This window comes from Shewanella pealeana ATCC 700345 (genome assembly GCF_000018285.1).
Classification (GTDB): domain Bacteria; phylum Pseudomonadota; class Gammaproteobacteria; order Enterobacterales; family Shewanellaceae; genus Shewanella; species Shewanella pealeana.
In genome coordinates, this window is record NC_009901.1 from 826850 (window position 1) to 841997 (window position 15148).

Annotated in this window: 13 protein-coding genes; 8 read left to right on the forward strand and 5 right to left on the reverse strand. The window is 45.8% G+C overall.

Annotation, left to right across the window (positions count from 1 at the left end; translation table 11 throughout):
* Positions 1 to 8 precede the first annotated feature (8 nt).
* Positions 9 to 452 (forward strand): GNAT family N-acetyltransferase, encoded by a 444-nt coding sequence (locus SPEA_RS03530; RefSeq protein WP_012153932.1) that lies wholly within the window; start codon positions 9 to 11, stop codon positions 450 to 452.
* Between the two features lie 105 nt (positions 453 to 557).
* On the opposite strand, the gene SPEA_RS03535 is transcribed toward SPEA_RS03530, so the two are convergent.
* Positions 558 to 1418: a TIGR03899 family protein gene (locus SPEA_RS03535; protein WP_012153933.1), complete on the reverse strand. Its 861-nt coding sequence runs from the start codon at positions 1416 to 1418 to the stop codon at positions 558 to 560.
* A 72-nt stretch (positions 1419 to 1490) separates the two neighbouring features.
* Positions 1491 to 2681, reverse strand: coding sequence for an MFS transporter (locus SPEA_RS03540; protein ID WP_012153934.1), 1191 nt, complete (start codon positions 2679 to 2681; stop codon positions 1491 to 1493).
* A gap of 324 nt (positions 2682 to 3005) precedes the next feature.
* On the opposite strand from SPEA_RS03540, the gene SPEA_RS03545 reads away from it, so the two are divergent.
* The 5 genes from SPEA_RS03545 to SPEA_RS03565 all read left to right on the forward strand — a co-directional run bounded on the left by SPEA_RS03545 (position 3006) and on the right by SPEA_RS03565 (position 8661).
* Positions 3006 to 4415, forward strand: coding sequence for a putative porin (locus SPEA_RS03545; RefSeq protein ID WP_012153935.1), 1410 nt, complete (start codon positions 3006 to 3008; stop codon positions 4413 to 4415).
* A gap of 28 nt (positions 4416 to 4443) precedes the next feature.
* Positions 4444 to 5595 (forward strand): imelysin family protein, encoded by a 1152-nt coding sequence (locus SPEA_RS03550; protein ID WP_012153936.1) that lies wholly within the window; start codon positions 4444 to 4446, stop codon positions 5593 to 5595.
* Between the two features lie 124 nt (positions 5596 to 5719).
* Complete coding sequence (locus tag SPEA_RS03555) at positions 5720 to 7363, forward strand: di-heme oxidoredictase family protein (RefSeq protein ID WP_223296564.1); 1644 nt, start codon at positions 5720 to 5722, stop codon at positions 7361 to 7363.
* A gap of 219 nt (positions 7364 to 7582) precedes the next feature.
* Positions 7583 to 8116, forward strand: a complete 534-nt coding sequence (gene hemG, locus SPEA_RS03560; protein ID WP_012153938.1) for a menaquinone-dependent protoporphyrinogen IX dehydrogenase — start codon at positions 7583 to 7585, stop codon at positions 8114 to 8116.
* A gap of 14 nt (positions 8117 to 8130) precedes the next feature.
* Complete coding sequence (locus SPEA_RS03565) at positions 8131 to 8661, forward strand: cytochrome b/b6 domain-containing protein (protein ID WP_012153939.1); 531 nt, start codon at positions 8131 to 8133, stop codon at positions 8659 to 8661.
* Between the two features lie 284 nt (positions 8662 to 8945).
* Here the strand turns inward: SPEA_RS03565 and SPEA_RS03570 are convergent, their stop codons facing one another.
* The 3 genes from SPEA_RS03570 to SPEA_RS03580 all read right to left on the reverse strand — a co-directional run bounded on the left by SPEA_RS03570 (position 8946) and on the right by SPEA_RS03580 (position 11892).
* On the reverse strand, positions 8946 to 9662 hold the full coding sequence (locus tag SPEA_RS03570) for an RNA pseudouridine synthase (RefSeq protein ID WP_012153940.1): 717 nt from the start codon (positions 9660 to 9662) through the stop codon (positions 8946 to 8948).
* A 12-nt stretch (positions 9663 to 9674) separates the two neighbouring features.
* Complete coding sequence (locus SPEA_RS03575; protein WP_012153941.1) at positions 9675 to 10388, reverse strand: hypothetical protein; 714 nt, start codon at positions 10386 to 10388, stop codon at positions 9675 to 9677.
* A gap of 151 nt (positions 10389 to 10539) precedes the next feature.
* The gene (locus tag SPEA_RS03580; protein WP_041410829.1) at positions 10540 to 11892 is read right to left on the reverse strand and encodes a Na+/H+ antiporter NhaC family protein; all 1353 of its coding nucleotides are present in this window, start codon (positions 11890 to 11892) and stop codon (positions 10540 to 10542) included.
* A 409-nt stretch (positions 11893 to 12301) separates the two neighbouring features.
* Between SPEA_RS03580 and SPEA_RS03585 the strand changes: the two genes are divergently transcribed.
* Entirely contained in the window at positions 12302 to 12826 is a 525-nt protein-coding gene (locus SPEA_RS03585) for a DUF3087 domain-containing protein (protein ID WP_012153943.1), read from the forward strand.
* A gap of 224 nt (positions 12827 to 13050) precedes the next feature.
* On the forward strand, positions 13051 to 14940 hold the full coding sequence (locus tag SPEA_RS03590; RefSeq protein ID WP_223296565.1) for a tetratricopeptide repeat-containing diguanylate cyclase: 1890 nt from the start codon (positions 13051 to 13053) through the stop codon (positions 14938 to 14940).
* Positions 14941 to 15148: the final 208 nt, after the last annotated feature.

The window sequence follows — 15148 nt, forward strand, 5'->3', positions numbered from 1 at the left end:
GGAACATAATGAGTATAAAAAACATTTCCATCAAAGAGCTAGAGGACTTGGTTCTGCTATTTGATCAATATATGGTTTTTTATAACCAAGGTTCGGCACCGGAAAAGTATCGAAAATATTTAAGTGAGCGTTTGCAAAATGGTGACGCTACGGTGTTTATTTCCTATAGCTGTGAAAATAATCCCGTTGGTTTTGTATTAAATTACCATACGTTTTCGTCGGTATCTCTGGGTAAAATCATCATATTAAACGACCTGTTTGTGACGGAGTCACACCGAAAACAAGGGGTCGCCAATAGTTTAATCGATTGTGCTATCGATTTAGCTAAGCGCACTGGTAGCGTTCGAGTCGATTTGGGTACCGCTAAAGATAATTTAAAGGCTCAGGCGCTCTATGAAAAAATAGGTTTTGTGAAAGACACCGAGTATTTTTCCTATAGTTTCAGTCTCTAGAGTTGTTTGGGGAAGGGCTCGAAACTTACTCTGACGGATAGTAATTATGCGATGCCTTTATGTAATCCATAGGCATCGCATTTTTATATCTAAGATTTACTGTCACTATTCAATCTTAAAGTCGCGGGAAAACAGCGCTCGCATCGCCTTGATATAGTCTTTATCGGTAATGAAGGGGATCAGCTGTGCTAGCTCGTCGCCAATAGGGGTAAAGCGGTAGTAACTGAAGAATAGCTGACCGCTCTTAGGGGTGAGTTTAAGTTTCAAATCACTCAAGGAGAAACTTATCGGCGTTTTATTGCTAAGCAGGCCGGTTTCTAACTCGCTGCGATGTAAGATCCCCGCCTCGACTAAGGTGAGAATGTTGGAGTAGGGCAGGCCAAACTGAGATAACCCAATATTGCTCGAAGTCGGCTTCTTAAAAAACTGTCCTAAGCCTCCGGCATGTTTAAAGCCGATGATCAGCTTGAGGCGGGTCTCATTGTTGACCAGCACCGACATGCCAAGTGCCTTTTCTAAGATTTGCGCCTCTTTATGGGTCAGTTGCTTGAGCGTGCTTAAGGTGCGCAGACTAAAGTGGCCCGGTGAGGTAATCTCATTGGCTAAGATCCGCCCCCACAACTCCTGCATTTTACGGTTATGAATTTGCTCGGCCAGCTTAAAAAACTGGTGCGCCCAATCGGGATCTAAGTCCACTCCGGTCACGTCAGACGGCGTGTGGCTGATGGCGATCTTGTAGATGGTTTCAAGGTTTTCTTGATACTGACACGCCAACTTCTGCGCCCTAAAGGCGGCGCGCTCACTAATGGAAGCGTTGCTGGCGCGATAGTCGTCTTCACTGGCTAAACCTAACATACGCCCCAGCAGTAAGGCTTTCTTACGGGCTGATACGCCCGAGGCCTTGCTGCTGTCTTTCGCTGTCGGTTTGCCTGCCTGTTTGGCAGCGTCTGCTATTGTCTCAACCATGATCTGTTATTCACCATCAACAAGCGGTGCTTGTTGTTATCTGGCCGGTTTGACTATCTGTTTGATAACCAGCTAATTTATAGAGTCAGCCCTAGTTTGCACTACTTTACCAAAGTGTGCGACCTCATCGCCTCGCTGTGGGTGGCGGGGCACATTAATCGCCAGCAGCAGTGAACAAGCCGCAAAGCCTGCGCCGATATAAAATACTATCTCAGGCGAGCTTAACCATAAGAGTCCGAGTAAGGCTGGGATGATTACTGCGGCAATATGATTGATGGTGAAGCTCACCGACATGGTGGCGGCAATGTCTTTTGGATCGGCAATCTTTTGGAAATAAGTTTTTACTGCAATGGCCATGGCAAACAGTAGATGATCGATAACGTAGAGCGCGGCGGCAAATTCGGCGTGCTCTACCAGAGCATAGCTGACAAACACTGCGATCAAGCCAAGGTATTCGATAGTCAGTGCATTACGCTCGCCAATTCGACCGATAAAGCGACCAATGGCGGGGGCAAACATCAAATTGACGACATAGTTAATCAGGAATAGCGAGGTGATCTCGGTGATGCTATAGCCAAACTTTTCCACCATCATGAATCCAGCAAATACCATGAAGATCTGTCGTCTCGCTCCAGAGAAAAAGGTCAGCATATAGTAGAGCCAATAGCGCTTTCTCAGCAGTAGCTTCTTATGTTGAACCTCGCCCTGACTGAAGTTGGGGAAATACCGCCAAACACTGAACACCATGAGTAACCCAAGGCTGCCGATAATGGCGTACATCCATTGGTAATCGAGTTTTAGCCAGCTCATGATGAGCCAGATACTGGCATAGCCGCCTAGAGCCGCCGCACTACGCCATGCTAAGGCGCGCCCTAAGAATGCTGGGGTATCCTTTTTATCGACCCACTGTAGTGTCAGTGACTGGTTGACGGTTTCAAAGTAATGAAAGCCGACAGACATCAATACCGTGGTGATATATAGCCCTAACACTTGTGGAAAAAAACCGGTTATTGCCACGCCGATACACAAGACAGCTAGGGAGAGCAGGGCAAAGGCTTGCTCACGCACAAGTAGTAATACAAAAACGGCGGTAAAGGCGAGAAAGCCGGGCACCTCTCGCAGACTCTGCAGCATACCTATTTCAGCGCCGGTAAATTGTGCGCGCTCGATGACAAAGTTATTCAGCAGCGCCTGCCATACGGCAAAAACCAAGGACATGATAAATGTCATCCATAGGAGGAGTTTTTGTGGGTCATTCTTCATCTTACTGTCCCTGTATTTATCGCGGTGTGCACCCCAAATAGTGAGCAGAATCTAGCTGCTTCAATGTTCATGCAGTATACCCATTTCAGTTTTGATAATGATACAAGCAACAGCTGATTTAGTGCTGAGCAATTTTAATCGCCGCTGCATTACTACTGAGGTCTGCATTGTTTGTTGAGCACAAGGCGTTAATGTAAGTGTTTTGTAAAGATGAATGTAAAGGTTAATGTAAATCATTCTCATTTGGGTTACTTTGTCCGCGAATTTAGGGGGAGCGGTCAATATCTAACTATTGCCTGCGCAGAATCAAAATGAGAGCCGTGTATGAAATCTATTTCCAAGCATGCCAAGTTGAACATGTTAGCGATGACTATCGCCAGTGTGTTTAGCGCCAATGCCATGTCCGCGACCAATCCAGAAGCATTAGCCGATGCGATTGCCAAACAAGAGGCTGAGCTCACAGCATTAAAGAGCCAGTTACAACAGTTAGCGCAGCAGCAAAAGCAGCAACAATTGCAATCTCAGCAAAAAGAAGCAGAGCAACAGCAAGCATTACAAGTGGCTAGCGAAGCGAAGTCGAGCGCTTGGGATAAGTTTTCATTTAAGTCCTACGGCAGCGTGATTTATACCAGTGACGAGTATTACGACAATGTGCAGGACACCTCTCCTGAGCGTCGTAGCCGTTTCGATCTTGAGCGCATCGTGACTGAGTTTGGTTATCAGTTTAATGAGCAATGGGACATGGAAGTTGAAATCGAGTATGAGCATGGCGGTACAGGCACTGCGCTAGAATATGACGGTTTCGATGAGTTCGGCGAGTTTGAAGCAGAGGTCGAAGCGGGCGGCGAAGTGATGATCGAAAAGGCGCAGATCCGCTACCGTCCAAGCGAAGCCTTCGGGGTTAAATTCGGTAATATCCATCTGCCAGTCGGCCTTAGCAGTACCTTGCATAAACCTAGTCAATATCTAACAGTGCAACGCCATAAGAGTGAAGTGGCGATGCTACCGGCTGTTTGGAATGAGAATGGTATAGGTATCTTTGGTGAAGTCGAGAACTTCCATTATCAGGCACAAGTGGTTAGCGGTTTAAACTCTGAATACTTCCGCACCTATGACTGGGTGGCTTCAGGCCATCAGAAGCGTTTTGAGCATGTGAATGCTGACGATCTCGCCTATGTGGTGCGCCTCGATTACGGTAACTTCAAGAAAGGCTCAGCAATTGGTGCTTCCTATTACTATGGCAACACCAGTGGTAACCGCCATAAGACTAACAAGCTAAGTGCCGACGGCACGGTTGAGATCTTATCGGTTGCTGCCGCCTTTGTTGAAGGACCTTGGATCCTACGCGGTCAGTACCTATATGGCACGCTGAGTGATAGCGACGCCATCACTCAAGCTAACAAAACCACCCCCGGGCTTAAGCCGGGTAACTTCGCCCAATTGGGGGCAAAGTCAGAAGCCTTCTTTGTTGAAGCAGGGGTCGATCTAGGCCAGTTCACATCCGTGCCCATTACTGTGTTTGCCAATATCGATTATTCAAACCCACTGAAAGAGGTGGAAACCGGTACAGCGACAAAACGCTATGAAAATACTTGGATTAGCGCCGGTGTTAACTACTTCCCCATTCCTGAAATTGTGATTAAGGCCGAGGCGGGCGTACAGCAAGTCGCGGTTGCATCCATTCCCGATACTAACTTTTTCGCATTAGGCGTTGGTTACCAGTTCTCAATTTAATTTAATGACTTAATACATGGAGTTTTCAATGAAACATTTTACTCAATCAGTGGTAGCCATCGCGCTTATTTCTGCACTTGCTGGCTGTGGCGGTTCTGGCTCGGATGACAGCACACCAGAAGTTATACCTGAAACGGGCTTTACGTTTTCAGCAACAGACATGGTGGCTAATCTCACTGATGATGTGATTGTGGCGGGCTACTCGAACTTAGCCGTTCGTGGTGAGGCTATGCTGCAAGCTACGCAGACTCTGGTTGCTACACCGACTCAGGCGAATTTAGAAGCGGCGCAAGCGGCATGGAAGGCGGCGCGTCAGCCATGGGAGCAAGGAGAGTCGCATATCTTTGGTCCAGTCGATTCACTCGGTATTGACCCGCATCTTGATAGCTGGCCGCTGAACACCACAGACTTAACCACAGTGCTGGCTAACAACGCAGGTTTTGATGCCGAAACTATTAAAGGTTGGAACGATGATGTACAGGGATTCCACACCATGGAATACCTATTGTTTGGTGACGGTGTAGCCGACAACACTAAGACCATTAGCGAGCTCACGGTAAATGAGCGTGACTATTTAATGGGGCTAGCCGAAGTCTTTCGTGATTACACTAAGACACTCGATGACGCATGGCTAATTAGCCATGACGGACAAAACGGTAAAGCTTACGGTGAGTTACTGAAAAACTCTGGAGCCGATGGCAATACTTTCTACAGCTCTGAAGTGGGTGTAGTAGAGGAGCTGGTTAACGGCATGATTGGCATCGTCGACGAAGTGGGTAACGGGAAGATTGCTGATCCATTTGGTGAGTCACTCGCTAAGGCCGACACTTCTAAAGTGGAGTCTCAGTACTCTTGGAACTCGCTCACCGACTTTAGCGACAATATCGTAGGCGTTCGCAACGTTTATTTGGGCGAGCTAGAAGGCAATGCCGATAAGCAAGGGATCATCGATTTTGTCGATGCGGCAAACCCTGAGCTAGCGACTCGCGTTAAGGATGAGATCGATGATGCCATCAGTAAGATTGAAGCGATTGCCGGCGATAATAATATGCCTTTCCGTCAAGCGATTTCAGATGCCGATGGCCGCGTTCGTATTCAAACTGCAGTCGATGCACTTACTAAGTTACAAGCGAGTTTAGAGTCAGATGTCCTGCCACTGCTTAAAGAGTGGAATATCTAAAGCATGAGTGTATGAGGAGGCCTTAAGGCCTCCTTTTTATTTGGATAATTCCCTTGTTTTTTAGGTGGTTACTTCTAATGCTTTGCAAATAAACCGCTTAACAATACTGTGTATGGAACAGCTGATGACAACTGAACGAAATAAAAAAAACAGCTCGCTTAAGGGGATCGCCTTGCATGGGGTCTTGCTGGGTGTAGTGAGTTTAACTGCTTGTGGCGGCTCAGGTGATGAGGAAACGCCAAAGCCTGAAGAGAAAATTTACCCAGCCTATACCGACATCAAGGCCTCTGGTGGTGACACCACTACCTTCGATGCATCTGAGTCTGGTCACGGTTTTTCAACCCCAGCTCCTAACTTAAGCGATGAGGAGTTGGCGCTGCACCTTGAAGGTGACTTAAGCTTTGAGACCGCCTTTACCACGGCGCCTAACAGCGCTCACCCAGAGCTAGATGGCCTAGGGCCAGTATTTAATAATGCCGATTGTAACTCTTGCCATCAGCGTGATGGTCGAAATTCGACCCCCATAGTTGCGAGCGGTGAAACGCGGATTAAGCTAGGGTCAGATGCGGGCATATTCTTAAGAATTAGTCTGGCGCCTAATGAGCCGTGTGTAACAGGTACGGCCGCAAATGATTATTGCGCCCCTATTGCCGTGCCCGATTTTGGTGGGCAGTTGTTTCACCGCGGCGTATTGCAGGCCCGCGATGATTGGCAGCAAAATCAGTTTATTGGTCAGGCTGATGTCTATCTATCTTATGAAACTAAGCAAGTTAGCTATAGCGATGGCAGCAGTGTTACTTTGAAAAAGCCTAAGTTTGAGGTGGAAAACCCATACGATGCGCCAGGTGAGACTATGGCGAGCAGTAATCTGACCTCTAATTTGCTGCAAGACGATGTACTCATGGGCTGGCGTAATGGCATGCCAGTGTTTGGCTTAGGCTTGCTAGAGGCTATCTCAGAGGCGGATATTCTAGCCAATGTCGATGCGGTGGATAGTAATAACGACGGTATATCGGGCCGAGCTAACTATGTCTTCGATGCGATTAAAGCCAAAGCGGGTGATACTAACCCGGTATCGCTCGGCCGTTTTGGCTGGAAGGCCAACACCCCAAGTGTGCGAGTGCAATCACTCGGGGCGTTACGCGGCGATATGGGGATCACTAACCCCTTATTTCCAGATGAAAGCATTGCCGGTACCGCGCTGCATGACTCCTACTTAGTGCGCACAGGCTTTGTAGATACGGGAGCGGGGATCGATGGTGAACCAGAAGCCAGCGCCGAGTTCAGTGATTCAGTGGTGTTCTACGCCGAGACTTTAGCCGTCCCTGCTAGACGAAATGTCGATGATCTTGATGTGCGTGAAGGGGCAAGACTGTTCGAGCAGCTTAACTGTACGGGTTGTCATACTCCAAGCTTTGTCACAAAGGCGTCGGGTGATGTTGGCGGCGTGGAGATGAGTGACAGTCATAAGAGTCAAACCATCTATCCTTTCAGTGACATGCTGCTGCATGATATGGGAGAGGGGTTGGCAGATGGTCGTCCAGATTTCTTAGCCGATGGAAACGAGTGGCGCACTCGTCCCTTATGGGGAATAGGCTTGACACAGACCGTTAATCCGCAAGCCGGATTCCTGCACGATGGCCGCGCGGCGACCCTCGAAGAAGCTATCTTATGGCACGGTGGTGAAGCTGAAAAAAGTCAGCAAGATTTTATGGCGTTAACGGCAGAGGAACGCGCGCAAGTTATTGATTTCTTGATGTCCCTATAATCACAAAATGCATAACTGAAACGCACTCAGTAAACGCAAAAACAGCGGGGCTACCTCTTTTGAGGAGTTTCGCTGTTGATTTTGTGAGGTAGGTAAAGCTAATTCGATTTATTGCACCGCACCTCGTGATCTGTTTCATGTAATCTTCCAACCAAATCGCCTATGATTTATTTATTGATTCTATTCACTTTCAATTTTTGAACTTATGGGAGATGTCTGGTGAGCAAAATTCTTATCGTTTACTCAAGTGTACATGGCCAGACTCGTAAAATTTGTGGCTACCTAGAAGATAAACTGAAAGCGGTTGGCAACTGCGTCACAGCGGTGAATATTGCAGATAAAGTCGACTTAGGTGAATTTGACAAAATTATTATCGGGGCGAGTATCCGTCACGGTAAACATAACGCCGCAGTTTATGACTTTATTGAGGCGCATCAGGCAGAGTTAGAGCAAAAGCCAAGCAGCTTCTTTTCGGTTAACTTGGTGGCACGTAAGCCGTTAAAAAATACCGCAGAGACTAACCCTTATATGCGCGCCTTCTTTGAAAAGTCGCCTTGGGTTCCTGATATCGCTGAAGTGTTTGGCGGTAGTCTGAATTATCCTAGCTATGGCGCTATGGATAGAAACATTATTCGTTTTATTATGTGGATGACTAAAGGTCCAACAGCGGCTGATACTAATATTGAGTATACCGACTGGAATAAGGTTGATGCCTACGTCGACTCTATTCATCAATTGGTGGTAACGGCTTAAGCAAAGGAAGAGATATGGCGCAGTCTATGTTTAAACGCTTAGCGAGAAAGTATATTGATTTGCAGCACGTGCTTATCATTGTTATTAGCGCCTATTTAATTTTTACCAGTGGTTCGATATTGATTGGTCGCAGCCTACGCGCCAATGCCAGTTTCTGGGATCAGAGCCATGTTTATCTCGGGCTCATTGGCGCTTTCTTATCGATTACCTTTGTGATCACCACTTGCCTCAAGGGCAAGTGGCGCCAGTATTTTCCTTGGTTGATTGCTGACTTTTCTCAGCTTAAGAGTGACATCCTAGGAATAATTAAAGGCAAGCTCCCAATTGCTGGCGGCCGAGGTCTGTTTAGTGTGGTCGAGGGTGTTGGCATGCTGCTGTTTTTGGCCGTCGGTATCACTGGTATAGCCTGGTTTGCGACTCAAGGGGGCAGCGATGCGCTGATGTGGCGCGGTTACCATATTCAGTTTGCACAAGGCTTTATCGGCTTTATTGTGGTCCACGCTATTTTTGCCTGTTTGCATCTGCTGGATTTTATTAGAAACTAATCACGGCTCATATCTCATATCTCATGGCTGTTTGAATAGAGTAAAGTTTGCTTTCCTTTGAGTAAGGTTAATCTAATGGCTCAAAAGTTTTGAGCCATTGTCTTGCTTCATGCCCTCTGCGTTCCAATAACATCTGGGTTTAACGGCCAGTTCGCTATCTCTAGCTCTCGCTTATTAGCACATGGCTTCGCCGTAGTGAGTTGCTTTTGTCCAAAGTAGGTTAGTTGGAACTATCAAGCGCAGCTTGGTAAGAACAAGTTTAATGGTTAACTCTAACCTAGAACCTAAGCAACAGAATCCAACAAGTCAGCCAATTCAGCTGAACTCAGAGGTCGCATAGACCCTTCAGGCAAATCCCCTAACTGTAAACTCTGAATCGATACCCGTTTAAGGTCGATAACCTTAAACCCCAACGCCTGTGACATGCGGCGTATCTGACGATTTAGCCCCTGAGTCAAAGTAATCTCATATTTATCAGCAGCTAAACGCTGCATGATACAAGGTAAAGTGACGACATCTTTATAACTCACCCCAGCGGCCATGTTTACAAGAAAAGCATCATCGAAAGGGCGGTCAACTTGCACATGGTAAGTCTTAGCATGACCAAAATCAGGGTGCATTAGCTTATGAGTTAATTCGCCATCGTTGGTTAAGATCAGTAAGCCGCGGCTGTCTTTATCGAGACGACCGACAGGGTAGAGCCGTGGAGACTCCGGCAACAGGTGTAATAAGCTGTTTGGCAGGTGCGCTAGCAGACGACTATCTGTGCCGACGGCTTTATTAAATAGCCAGTAGGCTTTGGCTTCGACGACACGAATCGGTTCATCGTTAACATAGATCTGCTCGATGCTGCGCTGACCTATTGGCGTGTCGATTAGGGTGACGCTATCGACGTGGTTAGCGAGGCGCTCATCGATACGAACTAAGCCGTCTCTGATTAAGCGGGTCGCGGCGCGACGTGAACAGCAGCCGGTTAAGGCAAGGTATTTTGCGAGTCTCATTAATTGTGGCTGTTATTCTTTAGCTAAATATTTCTGTGTGAGTTCACGGTAATCATTGATGGCCATTTGGCGTATGCTCCATGCGTGGGCAAGACACCAGAACAACACAATATTGGTTTGTGCCCAGAGAGTAATGGCTATCCAGCAGTAACTCGCTTGGGGATAATGTTTGTCGCATGGCTTGAAGTCTAAGGTATGCCAGTTTAACTGAAAAACCAGCCATGATGATGCGATAAAGCCTAAAACACTGATAAAAAAAACCGGCCAGCTAAAAGCTGAATTATCCTTAAACTTAGCGATGATACAGAGAAAATACATGACAAGGGTCCCGACTAAGAAGCCGGTTGAAATCAGTCGGTGAGTTTCTAAGTAGTTGATAGGGAAAATTCCCATCAGAACCACGCAAGAGCCTACCCATATCCCTATATATGATAAATACCGGCTAAAGTACCCTAGCTTTAGTAGGAATAAAGTAATCATGGATAGCAGGATGCATAACCCCGCTACCATTAGAGACATGTTGTAAATAAAGGCGTAGCGAGTGTAAGTGTAATCACCTAGTAAATCTGCTCGCTTGTTTATCACCTCGAAACCAATTTTTTGAAATTCAAACCACACAGATAAAGAGACGCCCGTTACTGCTATTACTGCTCCGAGAAAAATCAACATTACCGCTAAGCGGTGCAGATCATACTGCATTGATTGCTCTCGCAATTTATCTTCCATGCCAGTTCCGGTTTCGATTGTGATTGCTATTCATTTAGCCCCAAAAAAAGGAGTACATATTCATGTACTCCTTGATTATAGAATGCGTTGAGTCAGAACTCACTTTTATACCCAATATGTATTAAATGGGCTGACTATTTACGTTTACGGCCTACTTACGCTTACGAAATATCACTATCACGACTGCTACAACTGCCAAGATCATACAGTACCAAGCGTGGGTGACCACATCTAATGGAGATAGGCTAAAGGTTGAGGCCACGAGTAGTGCTTGAGCGCCGTATGGGATAAGACCCTGAATGATACAAGAGAAAATATCTAATATGCTGGCTGCACGCTTTGGCGTGACACCGTGTTTTTGGGCAAGATCTTTTGCAATGTCACCAGTAACTACAATCGATACCGTGTTGTTTGCCACACAGGTGTTAGTTGCCGCAACAATACCGGCCATTCCAAGCTCTGATGCGCGGCATGATGCTTCGCCTTTGGCTTTAGAAAAACGTGTAATTAGTTTTTCAATCTGCTGGCTAACAAATGCTAGACCACCTTGTTGCTGCATTAGTGCCGCTAAACCACCGACTAGCATAGACAGGATAAAGATCTCTTGCATGCTACCAAAACCGGCATAGATGTCTTTACCGAATTGGATCACGCCGTAATCCATGGTGGCGATGCCTGTAATACCCGCCAATAAAATACCTATGGTTAGCACTACGAATACGTTAAGACCAGCAACTGCCAAGAACAAAATGGTTAGGTAAGGAATGACTTTAACGAAGTCGATCTCTTGCGCTGCTACATCTGCTTGGCCTTGGCCTGCTAAAGTGAAAATCACTAAGGTAATGATTGATGCTGGGATGGCGAAGATCAGGTTTTCTCTGAACTTGTCTTTCATCTCACAGCCTTGAGTACGGGTGGCTGCAATGGTGGTATCAGAGATAATCGATAAATTATCACCAAATAGTGCCCCCGATATTACCGCACCCGCCATGATGGCTAAGTCGATTTGTGCTTCGTTAGCAACGCCTAAAGCAATTGGAGCAACGGCCGCAATTGTGCCCATAGAGGTACCCATCGCGGTTGCAATAAAGGCGGCAATTACGAAAAACCCTGGTAGTAACAAGTTTGAAGGCACTAAAGATAGACCCAGTGCGACAGTAGCATCGACACCGCCAGTGGCTTTTGCTACCGCAGCAAAGGCGCCAGCCAGCAAATAGATCATACACATGGCGATGATATTTGAATGGCCAATACCGTTTAAAAAGGTTTCTATTGATTGGTTAAGCTTTTGCTTTGAAATCAAAATAGCAAAAATAATAGCGGGTAGAATCGCTACTACACTCGGTAACTGGTAAAAGGCAAAGTCTACACCTTGGCTTTGAAAGTAAACGCCTGCACCAATAAATAGGGCTAGAAATAGAAATAGCGGCGTTAGGGCTAAAAATGATGGAGCAGTGCTTGCTGCTACGTTTTGGGCTTCTGGGGCATTATTTGAAGTCGTCAATGTTATCTCTCTTATATTAAACCTAGCTTCGAACCATTGTTCCCATTGCCCTCCTAGCTGGAACAAACTACTTATTAGCCTGAGCTAAATCATAGAATGGTACATCTCAATAGTTGAGAGGATATGAGATCGAAAGACGTCTGTCAATTTAGACGTCTAGATGTTTTTACTGCTAACGTCGACTTTAGCAAAAGTTGTGAACTCGGTTGGCTTATTTCAGCTTTGGCTTAAGTTGCCTAGGTTGGGGAGTAATTTCAAATGGTTTTATGCAGACCTAAGTGATTTTGTTAGGAAATTTCATTTAGAATTTAGCATTAGATGCTAAGCTCTGCCTCAAGGTACAGCAGTAGCTAGCATTACCTATAAGCTTAAATATTTAAATTTTTAGTTAAATAAAAAGAGAACCCATATGCAACTGATGGATGTTGATAAGCAAACCTATCGTAAGAACACCAATCTGGTGATCATGGGGTTTGTGGCTAGTCTGGCTATCTTGGCACTGATCTTCGGTGCAATCTTAATTCACTTCTTTGGTGCGCCTGCAAGCGTAAGTGGTGAGTCTACCGGTAACTTTCACCTGAACTTGATTGGGGTCATCTTAGCGTTAATGACTTGTGGTGGCGTATTGAATACTCAAAAGCATAAGCCTTTTATGCGTGAGGTCTATTATGTGTGGCGCTTAAAGCAGCTGCATAACCAGATATATCGTAAGCTGGCTAAGATAAAGTTAGCCGCAGATAATGAAGAACTGAATGCGTTTATTATCTTGAGTTTCTACTTTGCTAGCCTTAAGCAGGTCTACACTCTAGACAATAACACGCTCACCATATCTACGGTGGAAAAGGATCTCGCACAGTTAAATGACAAGATAGCCGCGCTTGGTTTAACAGCTTCGGCTGAGCAATTTGAGCCGAAAATGCTTGATGAGATATAACTTGTCCCTAGGATCTAGAACCTACTTTTAATCTCTGACGGCATAAATGCCGAGCTAGAATGATATTGTTTTTTCCGGCTCTACTCGGCTATTACCGTCTTTGCTTTTCCTTGCAACTAGCACCTTCTCTTAAACCTAGCACCTTCTGTAAAATCCCCTCTGTAAATCTGGTAATTCAATGTGTTAAGCTTGTTGGCGTTGATTGTAAACAAACTGGATTCCGGGTGTACATTGCAAAAAAATGGCTAAAGATCATTACGCTCTTTATGGTGGCAAGTTCTGCCTCCGTTATGAGTCTTCAGGTGCACGCAGCCAGCCCCTTTCTTAAGTTAGAGCAACAGCTTTCTGACTCATCTCCAAGTGATGCCCTGACACTGCTCAACGAGTTTCAACTCGAGCCTATTAGCACCACGGCATACAACAGGGCTAAGTTACATTTTCTCTACGGCAAGCAATACGCACGTAACCGCCTGCTTGAGCAATCGATTGCAAGCTACGACATGGCAATAGTGCTGGCTAAGCCACTCATGGGCTCAGAATTGCTAATTGAGAGCTATCTAGGGCGTTCTTTTGCACGCTATTTACAGACGAACGATCCTGAAGTTTATTGTAGCGACAGGGCAAAGGCGTTGGTGCTAGCTAGGCGGCAAAGCAACAGAGAGTTATTAGCTAAGAGCTTAACTCAGAATGCTTTTTGCTTTAATAAGGTCACGAATGTGCATCATGGCATCGCTCTGCTAGATGAAGCCATGTTGTTAATCGATACTGAAGACAAAGCGAATTATAACCGTAAGGCAATGATCTTTAATGCCACCGGTTCACTCTATCGTACGGTAGGTCTACATAAACGTGGTTATGTGAACTTTGAGAAAGCCTATCAAAATTGGAGCGAGATAGACGATACCCAAGACATGTTTAATATGCTGCATAACATGATCAGCGAAGCGGTTAAGCTGGGAGATTGGGAAAAGGCGCGAGATAATATTGAACAGCAGTTTTTACTGGCGGTTAAAGCTTCTGAATTTAACGACTTTGGTTTTTTCGCTCACCTAAATGCGGGGCGCGTAGAATTAGCCACCCATAATTATGTCGATGCGATTGAGCACTTAGAGCAAGCCATCTCCCTCAAGGACACCACCCGAGAACAATATTTTATCACGAGTAGTTACCTGTTTCTGGCCCAGGCATATTTACGAAGTGGTGATGTAGAGCAAGCGGCGGCCATGGCACGCATTTTTAAGCAAGACAGCACATTCCCTAAGAATATGAGCAGTATGACGCTCAAGGCTGATGCCATTATAGCCTTGGAGCAGCAGCAGTATTTATCTGCGATAAACGCCTTGCTAGAGGTGATTGATAAGGAACGGCAAAAGAATAAACAGATCATAGATAATGAGGTGATCGACTTGGCGTTAGAGCATAACTCTACACTCGCCGAATTTGAGAATCAGTTACTGGCGAACAAATTGGCCATTAACGAATTGAGCCTAGCGGCCGTGGCAGATAAACAGCGGATCTATGACTTAAGGGTGAGCCTCTTCTTCTTGGTAGCTACGGTACTTCTGATTGCAATTTTGTTTCTGTGGCAATCTCGTAAAGCCTTTAAACACAGTGCACAAACTGACTTCTTAACTGGTATCGCTAATCGCGCTCATGTGTTCAACCGAGGCCAGAGAATGATCGACAGGGCTATCAAGAAGAAGCATCCCTTAGCGGTGATCATTTTTGATATCGATAACTTTAAGTCTATTAACGATCAGTATGGCCATCAGGTGGGCGATCTGGCGATAAAAGCTGTTGCCAAGCGCGGAGAGCGTTGGCTCAGAGATTGCGATCTTATTGGCCGAATCGGCGGCGAAGAATTTTTAATTGTACTGCCAGATGTCACTGAGGCTGACGCGATTCTTATCTCTGAACGTTTACGTGAAGGCATAGCCTCTCAGGCATTTAAGTTCGATGATGTGGTTATCGAACTGACGGTAAGTATAGGTGTGGCTGCATTAAAACCGCCTCAAACTCGCTTAACCGATCTGGTTAATCTGGCAGATAAGGGACTCTATAAGGCCAAGTTCTCTGGTAAGAATAGAGTCTATCTTATTGAACAGTTTGCTTAAGCCTAACCCGCCTAACGCTTAGTCTTGTGCTAGGCTTTTTTGCTTCCCCCTATTCGGCCTAATGGCCCTTCTTTTAATGATTTACTGGGATTCAAACTTGTATTCAGTCATTTGTTTGCTATGTTTTTTGTTTAGCGAGTGTTGAATTTTATCAGGCTACGAACGCTACTCTATGACCGCTAAGGTGCTCGCTTAATGGAATGATGAA